This is a genomic window from Thalassolituus sp. UBA6592 (assembly GCF_002433655.1).
Classification (GTDB): Bacteria; Pseudomonadota; Gammaproteobacteria; order Pseudomonadales; family Oceanobacteraceae; genus Venatoribacter.
In genome coordinates, this window is record NZ_DJIO01000055.1 from 21,394 (window position 1) to 37,648 (window position 16,255).

At 53.7% G+C, this 16,255-nt stretch carries 14 protein-coding genes; 7 read left to right on the forward strand and 7 right to left on the reverse strand.

The window, feature by feature from the left end:
* Window positions 1-546 (forward strand): MFS transporter (locus B2Z72_RS05035; protein WP_297004292.1); only part of this gene is annotated, 546 nt, incomplete at its 5' end.
* Between the two features lie 47 nt (window positions 547-593).
* Here B2Z72_RS05035 and B2Z72_RS05040 read toward each other — a convergent pair.
* The 4 genes from B2Z72_RS05040 to B2Z72_RS05055 all read right to left on the reverse strand — a co-directional run bounded on the left by B2Z72_RS05040 (window position 594) and on the right by B2Z72_RS05055 (window position 3,015).
* The gene (locus tag B2Z72_RS05040; RefSeq protein WP_296983854.1) at window positions 594-1,187 is read right to left on the reverse strand and encodes an NAD(P)H-dependent oxidoreductase; all 594 of its coding nucleotides are present in this window, start codon (window positions 1,185-1,187) and stop codon (window positions 594-596) included.
* A gap of 51 nt (window positions 1,188-1,238) precedes the next feature.
* Entirely contained in the window at window positions 1,239-1,619 is a 381-nt protein-coding gene (locus B2Z72_RS05045) for a MerR family transcriptional regulator (RefSeq protein WP_296983855.1), read from the reverse strand.
* A 26-nt stretch (window positions 1,620-1,645) separates the two neighbouring features.
* On the reverse strand, window positions 1,646-2,557 hold the full coding sequence (locus B2Z72_RS05050) for an ROK family protein (protein ID WP_296983856.1): 912 nt from the start codon (window positions 2,555-2,557) through the stop codon (window positions 1,646-1,648).
* Window positions 2,558-2,661: 104 nt separating this feature from the next.
* Window positions 2,662-3,015, reverse strand: a complete 354-nt coding sequence (locus B2Z72_RS05055) for a PilZ domain-containing protein (protein WP_296983857.1) — start codon at window positions 3,013-3,015, stop codon at window positions 2,662-2,664.
* 59 nt (window positions 3,016-3,074) lie between these two features.
* Between B2Z72_RS05055 and cobU the strand changes: the two genes are divergently transcribed.
* The 4 genes from cobU (at window position 3,075) to cobS (ending at window position 6,380) form a co-directional block, all read left to right on the forward strand.
* The gene (cobU, locus tag B2Z72_RS05060; RefSeq protein WP_296983859.1) at window positions 3,075-3,599 is read left to right on the forward strand and encodes a bifunctional adenosylcobinamide kinase/adenosylcobinamide-phosphate guanylyltransferase; all 525 of its coding nucleotides are present in this window, start codon (window positions 3,075-3,077) and stop codon (window positions 3,597-3,599) included.
* A gap of 83 nt (window positions 3,600-3,682) precedes the next feature.
* The gene (cobT, locus tag B2Z72_RS05065) at window positions 3,683-4,738 is read left to right on the forward strand and encodes a nicotinate-nucleotide--dimethylbenzimidazole phosphoribosyltransferase (RefSeq protein WP_296983861.1); all 1,056 of its coding nucleotides are present in this window, start codon (window positions 3,683-3,685) and stop codon (window positions 4,736-4,738) included.
* Between the two features lie 3 nt (window positions 4,739-4,741).
* Window positions 4,742-5,497, forward strand: a complete 756-nt coding sequence (locus B2Z72_RS05070; RefSeq protein WP_296983862.1) for a histidine phosphatase family protein — start codon at window positions 4,742-4,744, stop codon at window positions 5,495-5,497.
* A 97-nt stretch (window positions 5,498-5,594) separates the two neighbouring features.
* The gene (gene cobS / locus B2Z72_RS05075) at window positions 5,595-6,380 is read left to right on the forward strand and encodes an adenosylcobinamide-GDP ribazoletransferase (RefSeq protein ID WP_296983864.1); all 786 of its coding nucleotides are present in this window, start codon (window positions 5,595-5,597) and stop codon (window positions 6,378-6,380) included.
* 188 nt (window positions 6,381-6,568) lie between these two features.
* Here the strand turns inward: cobS and mqo are convergent, their stop codons facing one another.
* Window positions 6,569-8,047 (reverse strand): malate dehydrogenase (quinone), encoded by a 1,479-nt coding sequence (mqo, locus tag B2Z72_RS05080; protein ID WP_296983866.1) that lies wholly within the window; start codon window positions 8,045-8,047, stop codon window positions 6,569-6,571.
* A 765-nt stretch (window positions 8,048-8,812) separates the two neighbouring features.
* On the opposite strand from mqo, the gene B2Z72_RS05085 reads away from it, so the two are divergent.
* Together B2Z72_RS05085 and ggpS are read left to right on the forward strand one after the other, a co-directional pair.
* Window positions 8,813-10,099 (forward strand): MFS transporter, encoded by a 1,287-nt coding sequence (locus B2Z72_RS05085; RefSeq protein ID WP_296983867.1) that lies wholly within the window; start codon window positions 8,813-8,815, stop codon window positions 10,097-10,099.
* A 226-nt stretch (window positions 10,100-10,325) separates the two neighbouring features.
* Complete coding sequence (ggpS, locus tag B2Z72_RS05090; RefSeq protein WP_296983868.1) at window positions 10,326-12,593, forward strand: glucosylglycerol-phosphate synthase; 2,268 nt, start codon at window positions 10,326-10,328, stop codon at window positions 12,591-12,593.
* Window positions 12,594-12,747: 154 nt separating this feature from the next.
* Here ggpS and B2Z72_RS05095 read toward each other — a convergent pair whose 3' ends face one another.
* Together B2Z72_RS05095 and B2Z72_RS05100 are read right to left on the reverse strand one after the other, a co-directional pair.
* Window positions 12,748-14,784: a metallophosphoesterase family protein gene (locus B2Z72_RS05095; protein WP_296983870.1), complete on the reverse strand. Its 2,037-nt coding sequence runs from the start codon at window positions 14,782-14,784 to the stop codon at window positions 12,748-12,750.
* A 524-nt stretch (window positions 14,785-15,308) separates the two neighbouring features.
* Window positions 15,309-16,255 (reverse strand): aldehyde dehydrogenase family protein (locus B2Z72_RS05100; protein ID WP_297004295.1); only part of this gene is annotated, 947 nt, incomplete at its 5' end.

Sequence of the window (16,255 nt, forward strand, 5' to 3'; positions counted from 1 at the left end):
GACATCACCATGGGGGTGATGGCCAATCCTTTCTATCTCGATCTGGGTTTCAGCAAATCAGAAATCGCCAGCGTGGCCAAATTCTTCGGCTTCTTTATGACCATTTTCGGCTCGCTGCTGTGCGGTGTGCTGGTGGTGCGGTTTGGCATTATGCGGCCGCTGTTGCTGGGGGCGGTGATGGTGGCCTCAACCAATCTGTTGTTTGCCCTGATGGCATTGCATGAGGGCACGCCGCCACTGGGCTGGCTCGCGGCAGTGATCAGTGCCGATAACCTGTCAGGTGGTATCGCCAGTACGGCGTTTGTGGCTTACCTGTCGAGCATGGCCAACCGCCATTACACCGCCACGCAATACGCGCTGTTCAGCTCGCTGATGACCCTGCCGGGTAAATTCATCAGTGGCTTCTCAGGCATGGTGGTGGACGGTTTTGGCTACGCTGAATTCTTCGTTGTGGCTGCTGTGCTGGGTATTCCGTCGGTGGTGCTGGTGCTGATTCTGATGCGCCATCAGAATGAACAACAGGCGCAGCCGGAACGGGTTAGCTGACAGCCCATTCCACGCTGTTATTGTTCTTTTATTTTATTGCTCTGCCTTTAACTCCTGCCTTTAACTCCTGCCTTTAAGCCCAGGCTTTCTGCCTGTTGCAGCCATTGGTCGATGCGTTGTTCGCTGGCTTTGATCACAGGTCCGAACAGCAGGGTTTTTACGGGCCGGAAACCGCTGAAGCTTAACGTGGCTTTATCCAGCTGATATACCGCCGGCGCTTTCTGCACCCAGCGGAAATACCAGGGCGGGGTGTCCAGCGTGAATAACAGTGTCGCCCGCCGGCCTTTGAGGAGTTGCGTGGGCAGGGTTTGATTTGCTTCATAGCGGAAGGCAAAGCCTGGCAGAAAAGTGCGGTCGATCAGTCCTTTCAGTCGTGCCGGAATGCCACCCCACCAGACCGGCGCGACGATGACCAGATGGTCGCAGTCGGTTATGGCCTGGCGCAATGCAAGTAGATCCTCTTCCAGCGGCTGTATCTGTTGATAGCCATGCGCCAGGTTGGCGTCGAATGCCATGTCGGCAAGATCAAAGCGGGTAATGCTGCTGTGCTGTTCTGCACCTTTCTGAAAGCGGTCTGCCAGTGCGCCACAGAGGCGCTGCTGATCCGGGTGTCCATTGAGGATAACGATGTGTCCGGCCATGCGGTTTTCCTTTCTTAATAAGATTCACAGGACCGCAGTATGCACCTTGCCCTATGGGGCAGAGTCAAGGTCGGGTGCAGAGTTAATGCCCTGCAGCGGGCACTGATGAAGTTCGGCCAGACACAGACCGATACTGTGCAGCCGTTGCTGTTGCGCGGCAATCTCACGTTCTGTTTCCTGCTGCAGTTCCGTCAGCAGAATCCGCACGGCTGGCCAGTCCGGGCGGTCAGCATCTTTGATAGCACTGCGCAGACGCAGGAGAGGAATCTCAAGGCGGCGGGCTTCGCCGATCAGCAGCAGCAGGTCGATATCCTTGCTGTTGAAGGAGCGGTATTTGCCTTTGCGTGCGGGTTTGATCAGCCCCTGTTGCTCATACAGGCGGATCGCTTTGCAGCTCAGGCCGGTGATGGCCGATGCTTCTCCGATTTTCATTTTGCCGTTCTCAGGTCAATGGAAGCTTAGCGGGCACTATTCTTAGCACCCAGCCACGCGGCGCCGCGCACGCCGCTGGAGTCACCGTGCTGCGCCTGTTTCAGTGGTGTCACGACGGTGTCGGAGAAGACGTAATCGCGCCACAGGCGTGGTACGGCTTCATAGATTCCCGGCATATTGGAGACACCGCCACCCAGTACGATGACGTGCGGGTCCATCAGGTTGATCACGCCGGACAGCGCTTTGGCCAGACGCAGGTAATAGTTGTTCAGAACCTCAATGGCCTGAGTATCGCCGGCTTCAGCGGCCTGTTGCCATAACTGAGCTGGCTGCTCCACCCCGGTTTCTTTGGCTGCCTGCTGACGCAGGCCGGTGCCGGACAGCAGGGTCTCGAGGCAGCCTTTCTGGCCACAGTAACAGTCGATCTGGCTGTCACTGTCAGCACGCCACAGCAGCGGATTATGACCCCATTCACCGGCAATCGCGTTGGGACCACTGACCAGACCGCCATTGACCACCCAGCCGCCGCCACAGCCTGTGCCTATGATCACCGCGAAGACATTGCCATAGCCCGCTCCTGCGCCGTCAGAGGCTTCTGACAGCGCGAAGCAATCCGCATCGTTGGCGATGGTTACCGGGCAGCCGATGGCACGTTGCAGGTCGCCCTGCAGGTCCTGGCCGATAAGACAGGTGGTGTTGGCATTTTTCACCAGGCCGGTGGCCGGGCTCATGGCACCAGGAATGCCTATCCCCAGGGTAAAGTCACGGTTGCCGGTGGCGCTGTGCGCTGCCTTTACCATCCGGGTGATATTGTGAACAATGTCAGTATAGCTGTGGCTGGGGGTAGGGGAGCGCTCGCGCAGCAGGGTATTGCCCTCGGCATCAAGCACGATAATTTCGGTTTTGGTCCCGCCCAGGTCGATTCCGAACTGCAGCATAGTCAGCCGTTTATCTGTGGATTTAGGGCAGTGTAAGGGAATCCGGGATGTCTGGCACCTGCCCTGCGCGCAGGCAGGGACTGTGCGGGCAATGTGAGTAGGGCTCAGGCCTGATGGTAGCTTTTCATCATGGTGTCGAGCATATCGTCTACCTCGGCAATGCGGCAGCCGGTGCCGTACAGGCTGGGGGTGATCTTGTCACACCAGACCACTTCAGCGCGGCAGCTGCCGGTGCGGCGGCCATTGATGTTAGGCGGGATATCAACCAGCGCCAGCGCCAGGCTGGTGCCTGGGGTCAGTGCATCATAGGTCGAGATCATGATGCCCTGTTCTGAGCAGTCGACCAGCAGTCCGAGGTATTCCTTGCTGTTGTCATCAAATACACTCACGCTGCTTTTAAGTATGGCCCTGGGGTGCATACGTTGTTCAGGCGTGGAATCCGGTGTTTGTGTGCTCATAAGCATGTCCCTGATAATTGCTGGTTTCACTAAGTTTAGACCCAGATACAGGAAAACCCATGACAGGAATTCAGCTGATTCTCGGTGGCGCCCGCTCCGGCAAGAGCCGTTATGCTGAGCAGCAGGCCTGCGACAGCCGCGCATCTGTGGCGTATATTGCCACAGCTCAGGCGCTGGATAGCGAGATGGATCAACGAATTGAGCATCACCGCAACCGCCGCCCGGCTCACTGGCTGACCATTGAACAACCGCTGCAACTGGCTGCAGCCATTGAGCAGGCCCCCGCTGACGCACTGATTCTGGTGGACTGCCTGACATTATGGGTGACCAACTGCCTGCTGCACGAAGACCCGCAGTGTTGGCCTGCTGAGCGGCAGGCTTTGCTGGATACGCTGGCAAAGATGCAGGCTGACGGCAGCCGCACTGTGCTGCTGGTGAGTAACGAAGTGGGCTATGGCATTGTCCCTATGGGCGACCTCAGCCGCCGTTTTGTTGATGAAAGCGGCTGGCTGCATCAAAGCATTGCGCAAATGGCGGACGGCGTAACCCTGGTGGTCGCCGGCATCCCGATGCGGGTGAAATAAGCTGCATCAGCTTAATGTGAGGCAGCTTCTGTTCGCCGAACGAAATAAACACGAATGACTGACCGATACAGGAAACGAAAACCATGACACAGACAGGCTGGTGGTCTGAAGCCGCCGCGACAATCAACAGCGACATCCGTCAGCAGGCCAGTGAGCGCCAGAATCAGCTGACCAAACCACCGGGTTCGCTGGGCGCGCTGGAAGACATCGCCATTTCGTTTGCTGGTTTTCAGGGGCAGGTGAAACCGCAGCTGGAGAAACCGGCGGCGGTGGTGTTTGCCGGTGATCATGGTGTGGTGGCGCAGGGTGTTTCTGCTTTCCCTCAGGCGGTGACGGTAGAGATGCTGAAGAATTTTGTCGCCGGCGGAGCAGCGGTGGCGGTGCTGGCCGCTTATCACCAGATGCCGCTGGCGGTGGTGAACTGTGGCACCGCCATTCCCTGCGATACGCTGCCGGGGGTGATTCAGCGCCCGGTGATGGCCGGCACGGCCGATTTTTCGCAACAGGCTGCGATGACGACAGAGCAGACTGAAGCGGCGCTGGCCATCGGCAAAGAACAGGCGGAGCGTCTGGCTGCGGGCGGCAGTGAGCTGCTGATCGCCGGTGAAATGGGGATCGGCAATACCTCCGCTGCCAGTTGCTTAAGCGCCCTGCTGCTCGATCAGGATGTTAACGCTCTGGTAGGGCCGGGCACCGGCGTGCAGGGCGAAGCCCTCAGTCATAAGCAGCAGGTTCTGGCTGCCAGTGTGGCCCGCGCCCGTCCATTAGTGGACTCGCCTTTTGCCGCGTTGCAGCAGTGTGGTGGTCTGGAAGTCGCCGCTATGGCCGGGTTTTATCTGCGCGCGGCGCAGCTGGGTATTCCGCTGCTCGTTGATGGTTTTATTGCCACTGCTGCCGCTTTGTTTGCGGTAAAAGCCAATCCATCGGTGCGCAGCTGGATGCTGTTTGGTCACAGTTCTGCTGAACCGGGGCACAGGGTGTTGCTGGAGGTATTGCAGGCACAGCCGCTGGTGCAGTTAGGTATGCGTCTGGGCGAAGGCTCTGGCGCTGCAATGGCGGTGGGTATTATCCGTCAGGCGCTGGCGCTGCATAACAACATGGCAACCTTTGCTGAAGCTGAAGTCTCTTCCGGGGAGTAAACAATGAGCGCTGATCATGGCCATCACAAAGTAACCCGCATCGACCTGATCCGGCATGGAGAACCCGGCGGCGGTGATGTTTTCCGTGGTCATGTGAACCCGCCATTAACTGAGCTTGGCCACTGGCAATTTCATGAACGTCTGCGCCGCCATGCCAGTGATTGGGATCATATCATCAGCTCACCTTTGCAGCGCTGCGCGGAAGCGGCAGACCAATTGTCTGAAGAACTGAATCTGCCACTGACCATTGCCGATGAATGGATGGAAATTCATTTCGGCGAGTGGGAAGGGCGACCGGTGAAAGAGGTGCTGGCAGAAAATGAATTGCAGGTGACGCAGCTGTGGGCTGATCCGTTTGCCTTCTGTGCCCCCGGCGGCGAAGCCTTTACTGATTTTCAGCAACGCCTGCTGAACGCCTGGAATACTCTTCTGGAGCAGCACGCCGGTAAACATATTCTGCTGGTGTGTCACGGCGGTGTTATCCGCGCACTGACCCAGCATCTGATGAGCTTATCGCCGGAAGCCATGAGCCGTTTATCGGTTCCTTATGCGGCACTGCTGCGCTTTAAAGTCGATCAGCTGGAATATAACGAAGAATACGCTCCGTGGGTAACGCTGGAAATGATGGACGGCTCAGTGCTGGACAGAGGCAAGCTGCATTCGCCTTCGGATATTGCCAATTACACTGAGCGTCAGCAGCCTGCGCATGAGCAGCAGGAAAGACAACTACAGGAACAACAAGAACAACAGCAGCAATAAAACGGAAGCAGCAACCAATACGCTGCATAAATGATAAAGCACAACCGACAGTCTGTTTGGCAGTTACGCCGGCCTCTGGAATATCAGGACGTTACACATGGTGAATTTATATGGTTGGGCATTCTGGTATGCCATGGCATTTCTTACCCGCCTGCCAGTGCCTTATTTAAAACGTACCAATGCGCAGGTGGCTGCCGCGTCATTAATTTTTTATCCCGTCGTCGGCCTATTGCTGGGCACGACGCTGCTGCTGTTCACTCTGGGCTGCGTTGTTTATAACCCGCAGGTATCATCTCTGTTGCTGGCTGCGTTAGTACTGGCGATCTGGGTATTTTTTTCCGGCGCACTGCATCTCGATGGCCTGGCTGACAGTGCCGATGCCTGGGTGGGTGGTCTGGGCAGTAAAGAAAAAACGCTGGCGATTATGAAAGATCCGCAGTCCGGCCCCATGGGGGTAACGGTATTGATCATCACTCTGCTGATTAAATTCGCTGCCATATGTGCCTTGTTTGAACAGACTCTGAATCATGGTATTGGCAATAGCTGGCTGCTTTGTGGCGGCTTGATTCTGGTGCCGGTGATGGCGCGCAGCAGTGTGTTGGGCTTTCTGGCGACGACACCTTACGTTCGCAGTGAAGGTCTGGCATCGGCATTACTGCAGGGCGCTACGGTAACGCGCTGTGTTGTTATTGCTGTCATGATCGCCGTTACCTGTGTTGTGCTGTTGCAGACGCAGGCGATATTTATTCTGGCTTTGTGGCTGACGCTGATTGCGCTGGCCAGACAGATTATGATGAAACGGATTGGTGGCTGCACCGGTGATACTTTAGGGGCAGCGATTGAAGTGCAGGAAGCTGTTCTGCTGGCCGCGATTGCACTTTAACGCTGCCCGCTGCCATTTTCTAGGGACATTTCGCTCAGACAGATGTGCGCTTGGGGATATTCTGCACGGCTGTAAAGCAAAAAAGAGCGGCAGATAACGGCAATAAAAAAAACAGCAATAAAAAACCCGCCGCAGCGTTCGCTGGGGCGGGTTTTAAATCTGAAATAAAGGCGGTTAAAAAAGGGCTTTTATTTCAGGTTCAGAGTCGACAGGGTGCGTTCGCGGATGCTTAACAGCAACTCTTCGTTTTTGGTCAGATCTTCGCCATAAGAAGGAATGATTTCTTTCAGGGTGGCAGCCCAACCATTTTTCATTTGCTCAGGGAAGCAGCGTTCAAGTACTTCCAGCATAGCCTTGGCCGCAACGGATGCGCCTGGAGATGCGCCCAGCAGAGCTGCAAGTGTACCGTCTTTGGCCGCAACCATTTCAGTACCGAATTCCAGTTTACCTTTGCCTTTGGCGTCTTTCTTGATGACCTGAACGCGCTGGCCAGCTTCTGCCAGAGTCCAGTCGCTGTCTTTACACTCAGGGAAATAACCGCGCAGGGTTTCAACCCGGTCTGAATGAGACTGCATCACTTCACTGATCAGATATTTGGTCAGATCCATGTTGTGGATACCCACGGACATCATCGGAATAAGGTTAGTGGCGCTGACCGATTTGATCAGGTCCATTTTCGAACCTTCTTTCAGGAACTTAGTGGTGAAACCAGCGTAAGGTCCGAACAGCAGGGCAGGTTCGCCGTTGATGATACGGGTGTCGAGGTGAGGCACAGACATCGGTGGCGCACCAATCGCAGCTTTACCATACACTTTGGCGTGGTGCTGCTTAACAATTTCCGGATTCTTACAGACCAGCCATTGGCCGGATACCGGGAAACCACCGTAGCCTTTCGCTTCATCAATGTCAGAAGCCTGCAGCAGAGGCAGTGCACCACCACCGGCGCCGAGGAATACAAAGCCTGCATTGATGACTTTATCTTTGCCGGTTTTGCGATCTTCGATGGTGATTGTCCAGCTGCCATCTTTTTCGTGTTTGAAATCTTCAACCTGATGTTCCAGCAGCAGACTGAAGTTTTCTTTCTCAGTCATACGCTTAACCAGATGACGGGTCAGCGAACCGTAATCGACGTCGGCACCATGCATAACACGGGTAGCAGCGACTTTTTCAGAAGAGTCACGGCCTGCCATCACCAGCGGCATCCACTCTTTCAGAACTTCCGGATCTTCACTGAATTCCATTTCACGGAACTGGTGATGAGCACTCATCTTCTCATGACGCTGACGCAGGAAAGCAACGTTAGCATCGCCCCATACGAAGCTCATATGCGGGGTAGAGTTGATGAAATTGGATGGTTCAGGGAGGGCGCCTTTTTCGACCATATGACTCCACAGCTGGAGAGATACTTCGAAGTTGGCATTGATGGTCAGAGCACGGTCAATCGTTACATTGCCCTGAGCGTCTTCCGGTGTGTAGTTCAGTTCGCAGTAGCCTGCGTGGCCAGTACCGGCATTATTCCAGCCGTCGGTACTTTCGTGAGCAACATGATCGAGACGTTCGACCATGGTGATGTTGAGTGAAGGGTCCAGCTTGGTAAGCAGCGTGCCTAGGGTGGCACTCATGACCCCGCCTCCGACAAGGAGCACATCGACCTTTTGTATAGTCATCGGGATTTCGCCTTTAAGTCAGAAAATCAAAATCTGCAGGTGCAGAATCCGCCGGCAGAGGGCTTTTGGCCCAGAGTTTTGCAGAACCAGGGTATAGATCTGCGACAGCGGAAGACGACCGCTTTATACACAGCTGGCTGATGACAGACAACTGATCAGAGAGCGGTTACTACTAATGTATATTCCACACTTCCATTGTCAGGCATCGCTGTCTGGGTGAAAACAGAGCGCCCGGTAACTCAATATTAGTGTGAAATTAACAATCCTTCTTTGCTCAGCCCGGGCCAGCAATCTGGAGATCGCTTCTGAGGGGGAACGGGGGCTGATGCAGGGTGCCACTGTGATGCTGTCTGTGCCGATCTGACCCGGTAAAACGATAAAAGGGTGCAGGCGCAAACCGCTTCGTTGCGGTTCTCAGAGAGGAATCCCGTGGCCGGAGTTTATGCGGCGCAAAATACCCGAAAAGCCCACATTGGTCAAACCGTGGCAACTTTGCCCCGGCTACGAAAGCGATTGTCTCGTTGACTTGCAACAGAGTTATCAAATAAGGCCACTAATATGTAACCTGATATTAATGAAAGTTCCCGCAAGCCCGTGTTTCTGTGGGGTTCCGCAGTCATTGGCCTGAATTGCGCAATGTGGGCAGTTGGAATTATCCGGGCCTGACATTTGCGGAGAGAGGTCAGGGCTTTTATGGTTTTTATAGCTGACAGTCTGCGCACTGACAGAACGCCACACACCGCACGCGAGGTAAAGGAGCACATTATGCTGCCATTGATCATTCCGGTTACCGCCCTGCTGATGGGGGCTGCCCTACTGCTGATGGGGACAGGATTGCTGAATACGCTGCTGGCGCTGCGTGGTGTGCAGGAAGGGTTCAGTGACGGCAGCATGGGTCTGATCATGTCAGGCTATTTCGTCGGTTTTTTCATCGGCACTTTCCTCGCGTTACCACTGATCAGCCGTATGGGGCATATCCGTGCCTTTGCTTTCTGTGCTGCACTGGTTGCCTGTTCTGTGCTCCTGCATGAACTCTTCATTAATCCTTGGGGTTGGGGGCTTAGCAGGGTGCTGACCGGCACCGCTCTGGTGATTCTCTATACCATTATCGAAAGCTGGCTGAATGCGCAGACGCCGCCAGAGCAGCGTGGGCGAATCTTTGCGGTGTATATGGTGGTTAACCTGGCAGCGCTGGCGCTGGCGCAACAGTTTCTTCAGTTTGGTGAAATCAGCGGCTTCGGTTTCTTCGCCGTGGCATCCATTCTGGTGACCCTCAGTCTGTTACCGGTCACCTGGACGCGGGTGTCACAGCCGGAAGTACAGGATGTGCAACGTCTGCCGCTGAAGAAACTTTTTAACATTGCGCCGGTCGCTTTATACGGTGCGCTGCTGTCTGGTCTGGCGATGGGCGCCTTCTGGGGGATGAGCGCGCTCTACGCCGGACGTATTGGTCTGGACACCCAGGGCGTGGCGATGTTTATGACCTGCGGTATTCTTGGTGGTGTGCTGCTGCAGTATCCGCTTGGACGTTACTCGGATACCCATGACCGCCGTCTGGTGCTGGCGGTTGTAGCCTGTGCGTCGGTGATGGCTGCTGCTCTGCTGGCGGTGCTGTCTTCAGTGGGCAACTGGGTAATGCTGGCGATTGCCATCTACGGTGGTCTTGCTTTCGCAGTCTATCCGTTGGCGGTGGCGCATCTGGTGGATCATCTGGAACACAAAGATATCCTCGCAGGGGGCAGTGCCCTGCTGTTAGTGCACGGACTTGGTGCAGCGGTCGGTCCGGCGGTCTCAGGTTGGCTGATGGCCATGACCGGCCCGCAGGCCCTGCCTGCCTACTTTGCAGCGACCCTGGGTACGTTAGCTATGGTCGCGGTGCAATATTTGCATCAAGAAAAAACAGAGTCGCCGGAAAGCCCGGCACCTTTCGTTCCCATGGTGCGTACTACGCCTACGGTGCTCGAAATGTTGCCGGAGGAAGATGGGGAGAATATCTCCACATCGGCCAATGAAGATTCCGTCGAAGAGCAGTATCGGGAAAGCAGTGGTTAGCACCACTGGACTGTCCAAGCGTTCTGCTCAGGTGGTTATGGATAACTCTGTAGTAACCTCGCTGTGTTGCTGACCTTTAGTCTGCTGACCACAGCCTTCATCGAAGTTACTCATAACCCCCTTTCAGCGCAGACGTCGCCCCCAGCGGTCAGTCTCCCGATACGTAATTCAGCCAGAGCTCCGGTTCGCCTTTGCTCTGCGTCAGGACCCGTAAGGAGAGACTGCTATGTTGTTAGCAACAGATCTGGATGGCACTTTTTTAGGTGGAGACAGTGAACAACGCCATCAACTGTATCAACTGATCGCTTCACATCCCGAGATCCGTCTGGTGTTCGTTACCGGCCGTGGTCTGGAATCCGTCATGCCCCTGCTGGCCGACCCGGCCATTCCCAAACCTGAATACATCATCAGCGATGTAGGCTGTACCGTGGTCGATGGCGAAAACCTGCAACCTGTTTACGAAGTGCAGCAACAGGTGGAAGACAAATGGCCCGGCGAGTACGCGATTGTCGAAGCGCTGGAGCATATTCCCGGCCTGACCCGTCAGGATGTGCCGCAGGAACGCCGCTGTTCTTATTTCTGCAAGCCGGAAGCCATCACCGACGAGATCTATGAGATCGGCGAAAAACTGAACTGTGATGTACTGTATTCCGCCGGCTGGTATCTCGATTTTCTGCCAAGAGACGTGAATAAAGGCGCCACACTGAAAGCCCTGATGAATCATCTTGGGGTTGATTCCCGCGATGTGCTGGTCGCAGGCGATACGCTGAACGATCTGTCGATGTATCAGCATGACTTCAAGGGTGTCTGCGTCGGTCGTTCGGAAGCCGGTCTGCTGGAAGCTACAGAGGGCCAGGCCATGGTCTACCATGCCAAAGAGCCGGGCTGTGGTGGTATTCTGGAATCCTTCTCTCATTTTGGTTTCCTTGGCGAAGCGGGTATTGAAGCTGCTATTGGTGAGCCGGCAGAGCCGGGTAAATCCGATCTGGTGATCGTCTATCACCGTTTGCCGTATGAAGAATATGTGGAAAACGGCAAGCAGAAACGCCGTAATCCAACCTCACCAAATGGCATTATTCCCACGCTGATGAGTTTCTTTGCCGACGGTAAAAAAGGCTCCTGGGTGGCCTGGTCCATTCACGATCCTAAGTTGGGTGAATTTGAAACTCACACGACTGTGGATAAAGAAAAATATCCCAATCTGGTGGCTGCCCGTGTCGGTCTGAATAAAAAAGATGTGGATATTTTTTATAAGAAATTTTCCAAAGAAGCGTTCTGGCCAACGCTGCATACGTTCTGGGAACGTGCCAGCTTCCGTGAGGATCACTGGCAGGTGTTTCTCAAGGTAAACCGTTTGTTTGCCGAACGCGCAGCAGAAGAAGCGGCAGAAGGCGCGACTATCTGGATTCACGATTACAATTTATGGATGGTTCCGGCTTATCTGCGTGAAATCCGCCCGGATGTAAAAATCGCCTTTTTCCATCACACGTATTTCCCGTCAGCAGACGTGTTCAATGTGCTGCCATGGCGCCGCGATATTGTCGGCAGCCTGCTGCAGTGTGATTACATTGGTTTCCATATTCCGCGCCAGTCAGAAAACTTTGTTGATGTTGCCCGTGGGGTTGCGCCGATGAAGGTACTGAAAAAAGAAAACTGTGCGCCGCGTTTCCTGAGTTATGGCTGTGCTGTCGGGCTGGATGAAATGACCACGGATATTGAAGTTCATGGCCGTCATATCCGCCTGGGTGCGCATCCGGTGGGGCTGGATCTTAACCGGGTCAGCTCGGCACTGGAGAACAACGAGATTCAGCAGCTGATGGCGCAGTTACGTCAGGAGCTGGCGGGCAAGCGCCTGATCCTGTCGGTAGAGCGTCTGGATTACACCAAAGGTATTCTGGAAAAACTGGAAGCGTTTGAACGTTTACTGGATGAGTATCCGGAAATGCAGAATAAAGTCACATTGGTGACGGTATGTGTTCCTGCGGCAAAAGAAATGACCATCTACAACAAACTGCAGAATCAGATTGAGCAGGCGGTGGGGCGTATTAACGGTAAATTCGCCCGCATCGGCTGGACTCCTGTGCAGTTCTTCTTCCGTGCGGTGCCGTTTGAGCGTCTGGTGGCGTATTACGCCATGGCGGATGTGATGTGGATTACACCGCTGCGTGATGGTCTCAATCTGGTCGCGAAAGAATTCGTTGCGACCCAGGGGATGACCGAAGGTCGTGGTGTCCTGGTGCTGTCTGAATTTGCCGGTGCTGCGGCGGAACTCAAAGGCGCAGTGTTGTGTAACCCACACGATCCGTTCGAGTTAATGACCAGCTGCCATCATGCGCTGACACTGCATGAAGACGAAGCGCGCAATCGTCTGCGTGAGGCATACGATATTGTGCGTCATTATGACATCGCGTTCTGGGGACAGTGCTTCCTGGATTCGGTTAATCAACCGTTTGAAATACAGGAAGACGACGCCAAAGTAGTACGCATTGCCTGAATTATTACTGATGCTTCAGTGATGTGTTAATACAGGCTGAAAATGAAAAAGCCTGCTGCAGAGGACCTGCAGCAGGCTTTTTTTCGCGCTTCTGTATCTGTTTTCAGCTGTTCAGTGCATTAAACAGAAAACAGCCGGTAGAGAAACGCAAATTTTACAGATTAATCAGTGCCAGTTCGGCATCCGCAGTGAGTACTGCCCACCACTGATTTGCATCGCTGTCGTAACCGACCACCGGCTGATCTTCACAGGAAGCATCACGGGTGGGAGCCGCCGCGGTATAACTGTCATTCCAGTAACCACTGATCACACAGCCGGCACTGTTCATAGCCTGCCAGCCTGACGATGTTTTAATACCCAGAGTTACGGTATCAGCGCTCAGCGTTGCCGGAGCAAAGAATTTAACGCCATAAGCGTCGGCCACGGCATCCGTAATATCCCAGTTACGGGTCGCTGTTGGTGGCAGAATGATGGATGGTTTTACCACAGGTTCATAATCTTCATTCAGGGTCGTTACGCCAGAGGACAGTTCGATATCTTTCGGCTCACCGTAGTCGCCTTCATAAATACCGGTCTGGTTCTGGGTGCCGCTGATGATCAGAATATCCGATGCAGTTTCCGCAACGCTGTCGGTCCAGCTCAGAGTGACATGTTCTTTGAGGTCCATGGTCACTTCCGGAATATCCAGCACATTTTCTTCTTCTTCGTTTGGCATAACACGCACCTCTGAGTTGAGGCTAGGTGTCCAGCTTTCGTGCGGCTGGAATAACCATTGATAAGCCAGACGAATCATATCGTTCATGGTTTCAGCACGGCTGAAGCCTGGTGTGAATTCCAGATCACGGCTGCGGGAGTCGGTGCGGTTAAAGGTATCGTTACTGCCACTCGCCAGTTGTGCATAAGAACCATCGGTACCCAGACAGATATCGGTGTCATAACTGGTTTGCAACACCATCACTGAGCGCGTGCCATCAGGAACAGAAGACGGATATACCAGAGTTTCACAACGGTTGGTGGTACGGCTGAATTTATCCATCAGATGCCAATCAGGAGTAAAGTCCTGATCCGGTGCATTACTGCTGGCGGTGTGTTCAGCAAAATAAGAGACATAGTCGACACGGTCGTTATCAAAACTCAGTATGCTGGAGTTAACGTCGAAATGTGTAGAGCCTTTTTCGTTGGTGGCGTTCTTCTGAGCAACGACTGCCTGTACCAGTTCGCGTTCACCAAAGCGGTATTCATAGCCTTTGTACGACGCATTACCGGCCATAATCTGCGTGTACATGTTCATACGATAGTTGCCACCGGCTGGGGTTGAACCGGATGGGTAGTTGTTCATCATATTATCGCGGGCAATCACCGAACGCTGATACTGATGCTCATGACCCTGAACGTAAATAACGTCATGATCAGAGAAGAATTCACGGATCTCATCAGCAACGCTGTAAACCCAGTCATCGTCTTTGGCGCCTTCAACAATATGTTCAATCGTCAGGCCGTATTTGGCACCGATCAGACCATCGTGACTGGCGACCACAATATGGTCGAATTCACCTTCATGCTCTTTTACCGCATTTTCAATCCAGTGAATGGCGACCGGCAGGTTGTAATAAGCCAGACCAAAAATCAGCACGTTTTCGCGGACGACGTAATAGTTAACCCATTCATATCCCGGCATATGCACAGCATCTTCCGGGATGAACGGACGCATGGCTTCAATCCAGTTATGGGTATAGGCATAGCTCTGTTCATGGTTGCCCATGACCGGTAAAAATTCGATACCCTGATCCCGGTACTGCTGAGCGAGGGAAGTCCATTCGGCCCACTCAACTTCGGAGCCTGCGTCTGTCAGGTCGCCTACCGGAATAACAATATCGACGCCGGCTGCCAGCTGATGATCAAGCACTTTTTCCATGGTAATGGTAGCAACATGATCCTGTCCCTGAGCATCACTGCCGCCCTGAGTATCCGGCAGAACACCAACAACCAGAGGTTCATAGCGTTCAGCGGCCGGCGCTGGTTCATCGACATTGTTGCTGGAGTCATCGTTGCCTGCTGGTGGTGTGACCTGATCAGGTATTTGATTATCTGCTGCTGACGTACTGCTGGAAGAGCTGCCACCGCAGGCAGTCAGGCCGATAGTGGCGGCAAGGATTAATGCCAGTCGTGTTTTTTCCGGGAGGGTGATCATGGTTTATCCGCTTGGTTATTAATAGAAGAGTTAATTGGACGCGGATGCAGTGACAGTTCCTTTACAGCAGTAAAAAGCGAATTCGATGAACACACATAGAGCTGAAAAATACTGAAGCTATGGTACATTTTTCAAGGCGGTAAAATGCTGGCTTTCAGATTGCTGTGACGATAAACAGAGACTGCCAATGAAATAAATATTAATTTTTTATTAAATATTCCTCTGGCTGTGAAATCACCGTAGTAAATATTTCAGACTGATATCGTTTACATGAATTATTAGGCTGTTTTCTGGGACGGAGTTAAATTTAATAATTGCGGAATATTTTGATTTTTATGCTATCTCTGCGGATAAACGACAAATGAGTAAGTCATAAAGCGCTGACAACCAATGCAGTGGAATGCCACTGACGGACAATGAGATAGCTGAATGATTATTCAGTTCCGTTGGAACAGGAAATAAAAAGCCAGATGCACCGCAGTGAATCTGGCTCAGGACATAGCCACGAATATCATCCGCAGATGTCAGGCTACCCAGATCTGTTTGGTATTAACAAACTCACGTATGCCGTGGGGACCGAGTTCACGTCCGTAACCGGATAAACCGATACCACCGGAAGGCAGTCGCGGATCGGTTTTTACGATGCCGTTCACTGCTACCTGACCGGCCTGCAGTTTTTGCGTGGCCATTTCCCCTTTTTGCGGATCACCACACCAGATACTGGAACCCAGGCCATATTCGGTATCATTCGCCAGTTGCAGCGCATGGTCAAAGTCTTTGGCTTTAATCACCGCCAGTACCGGACCGAAAGTTTCCTCTGTGAAAGCTGCCATACCCGGTTTTACATCCACCAATAATGTTGGTGGATAGAAAAACCCTTCTCCGCCGGGTAAATCACCACCGGTCAGGCAACGGGCACCCGCCTGGATAGTGCGGGTGACCTGATCGTGCAGCCCGAGCTGCAGATCACGGCGGGCAATGGGGCCAAGAGCCTGAGAGTCAGCAATTAATGGATCACCGGTTGCCAAGGCTGTAAAACGCTCATAGAGCATGTCGCAGACTTTGTCGTACACCGCTTCCTCAACGATCAGGCGCTTAACGGCAATGCAGGACTGGCCGGCATTAATCATGCGCGACAGGGTAATAACATCGCAGGCTTTATCCAGATCGGCATCGGCCAGCACGATACAGGGGTCAGAACCTCCAAGTTCAAGGACCGCGGGTTTTAATCCGGCGGCTGCTCTGGCGGCGACTTTTTTACCGGCGTTGCTGGAACCGGTAAAGGACACGGCTTTAATGCCAGGATGATCAATCACATCGCCTACCAATGGCGTTTCCAGAGGCAGGTTAATCATAACGTCCTGCGGCAGGCCGGCAGCGTGAAAAGCTTCCGTTAATACCCGGGCAGTGCCGGGGACGTTAGGATCGGCTTTCATTATGCAGGTATTGCCGGCCATTAATGCCGGGGCAA

What these genes read in the sequence shown, in the direction of transcription:
- B2Z72_RS05040 (WP_296983854.1), bottom strand. Translation starts at nt 1,187, where the DNA reads ATGGCCGGACACATCGTTATCCTCAATGGACACCCGGATCAGCAGCGC.
- B2Z72_RS05045 (WP_296983855.1), bottom strand. Translation starts at nt 1,619, where the DNA reads ATGAAAATCGGAGAAGCATCGGCCATCACCGGCCTGAGCTGCAAAGCG.
- B2Z72_RS05050 (WP_296983856.1), bottom strand. Translation starts at nt 2,557, where the DNA reads ATGCTGCAGTTCGGAATCGACCTGGGCGGGACCAAAACCGAAATTATC.
- B2Z72_RS05055 (WP_296983857.1), bottom strand. Translation starts at nt 3,015, where the DNA reads ATGAGCACACAAACACCGGATTCCACGCCTGAACAACGTATGCACCCC.
- cobU (WP_296983859.1), top strand. Translation starts at nt 3,075, where the DNA reads ATGACAGGAATTCAGCTGATTCTCGGTGGCGCCCGCTCCGGCAAGAGC.
- cobT (WP_296983861.1), top strand. Translation starts at nt 3,683, where the DNA reads ATGACACAGACAGGCTGGTGGTCTGAAGCCGCCGCGACAATCAACAGC.
- B2Z72_RS05070 (WP_296983862.1), top strand. Translation starts at nt 4,742, where the DNA reads ATGAGCGCTGATCATGGCCATCACAAAGTAACCCGCATCGACCTGATC.
- cobS (WP_296983864.1), top strand. Translation starts at nt 5,595, where the DNA reads ATGGTGAATTTATATGGTTGGGCATTCTGGTATGCCATGGCATTTCTT.
- mqo (WP_296983866.1), bottom strand. Translation starts at nt 8,047, where the DNA reads ATGACTATACAAAAGGTCGATGTGCTCCTTGTCGGAGGCGGGGTCATG.
- B2Z72_RS05085 (WP_296983867.1), top strand. Translation starts at nt 8,813, where the DNA reads ATGCTGCCATTGATCATTCCGGTTACCGCCCTGCTGATGGGGGCTGCC.
- ggpS (WP_296983868.1), top strand. Translation starts at nt 10,326, where the DNA reads ATGTTGTTAGCAACAGATCTGGATGGCACTTTTTTAGGTGGAGACAGT.
- B2Z72_RS05095 (WP_296983870.1), bottom strand. Translation starts at nt 14,784, where the DNA reads ATGATCACCCTCCCGGAAAAAACACGACTGGCATTAATCCTTGCCGCC.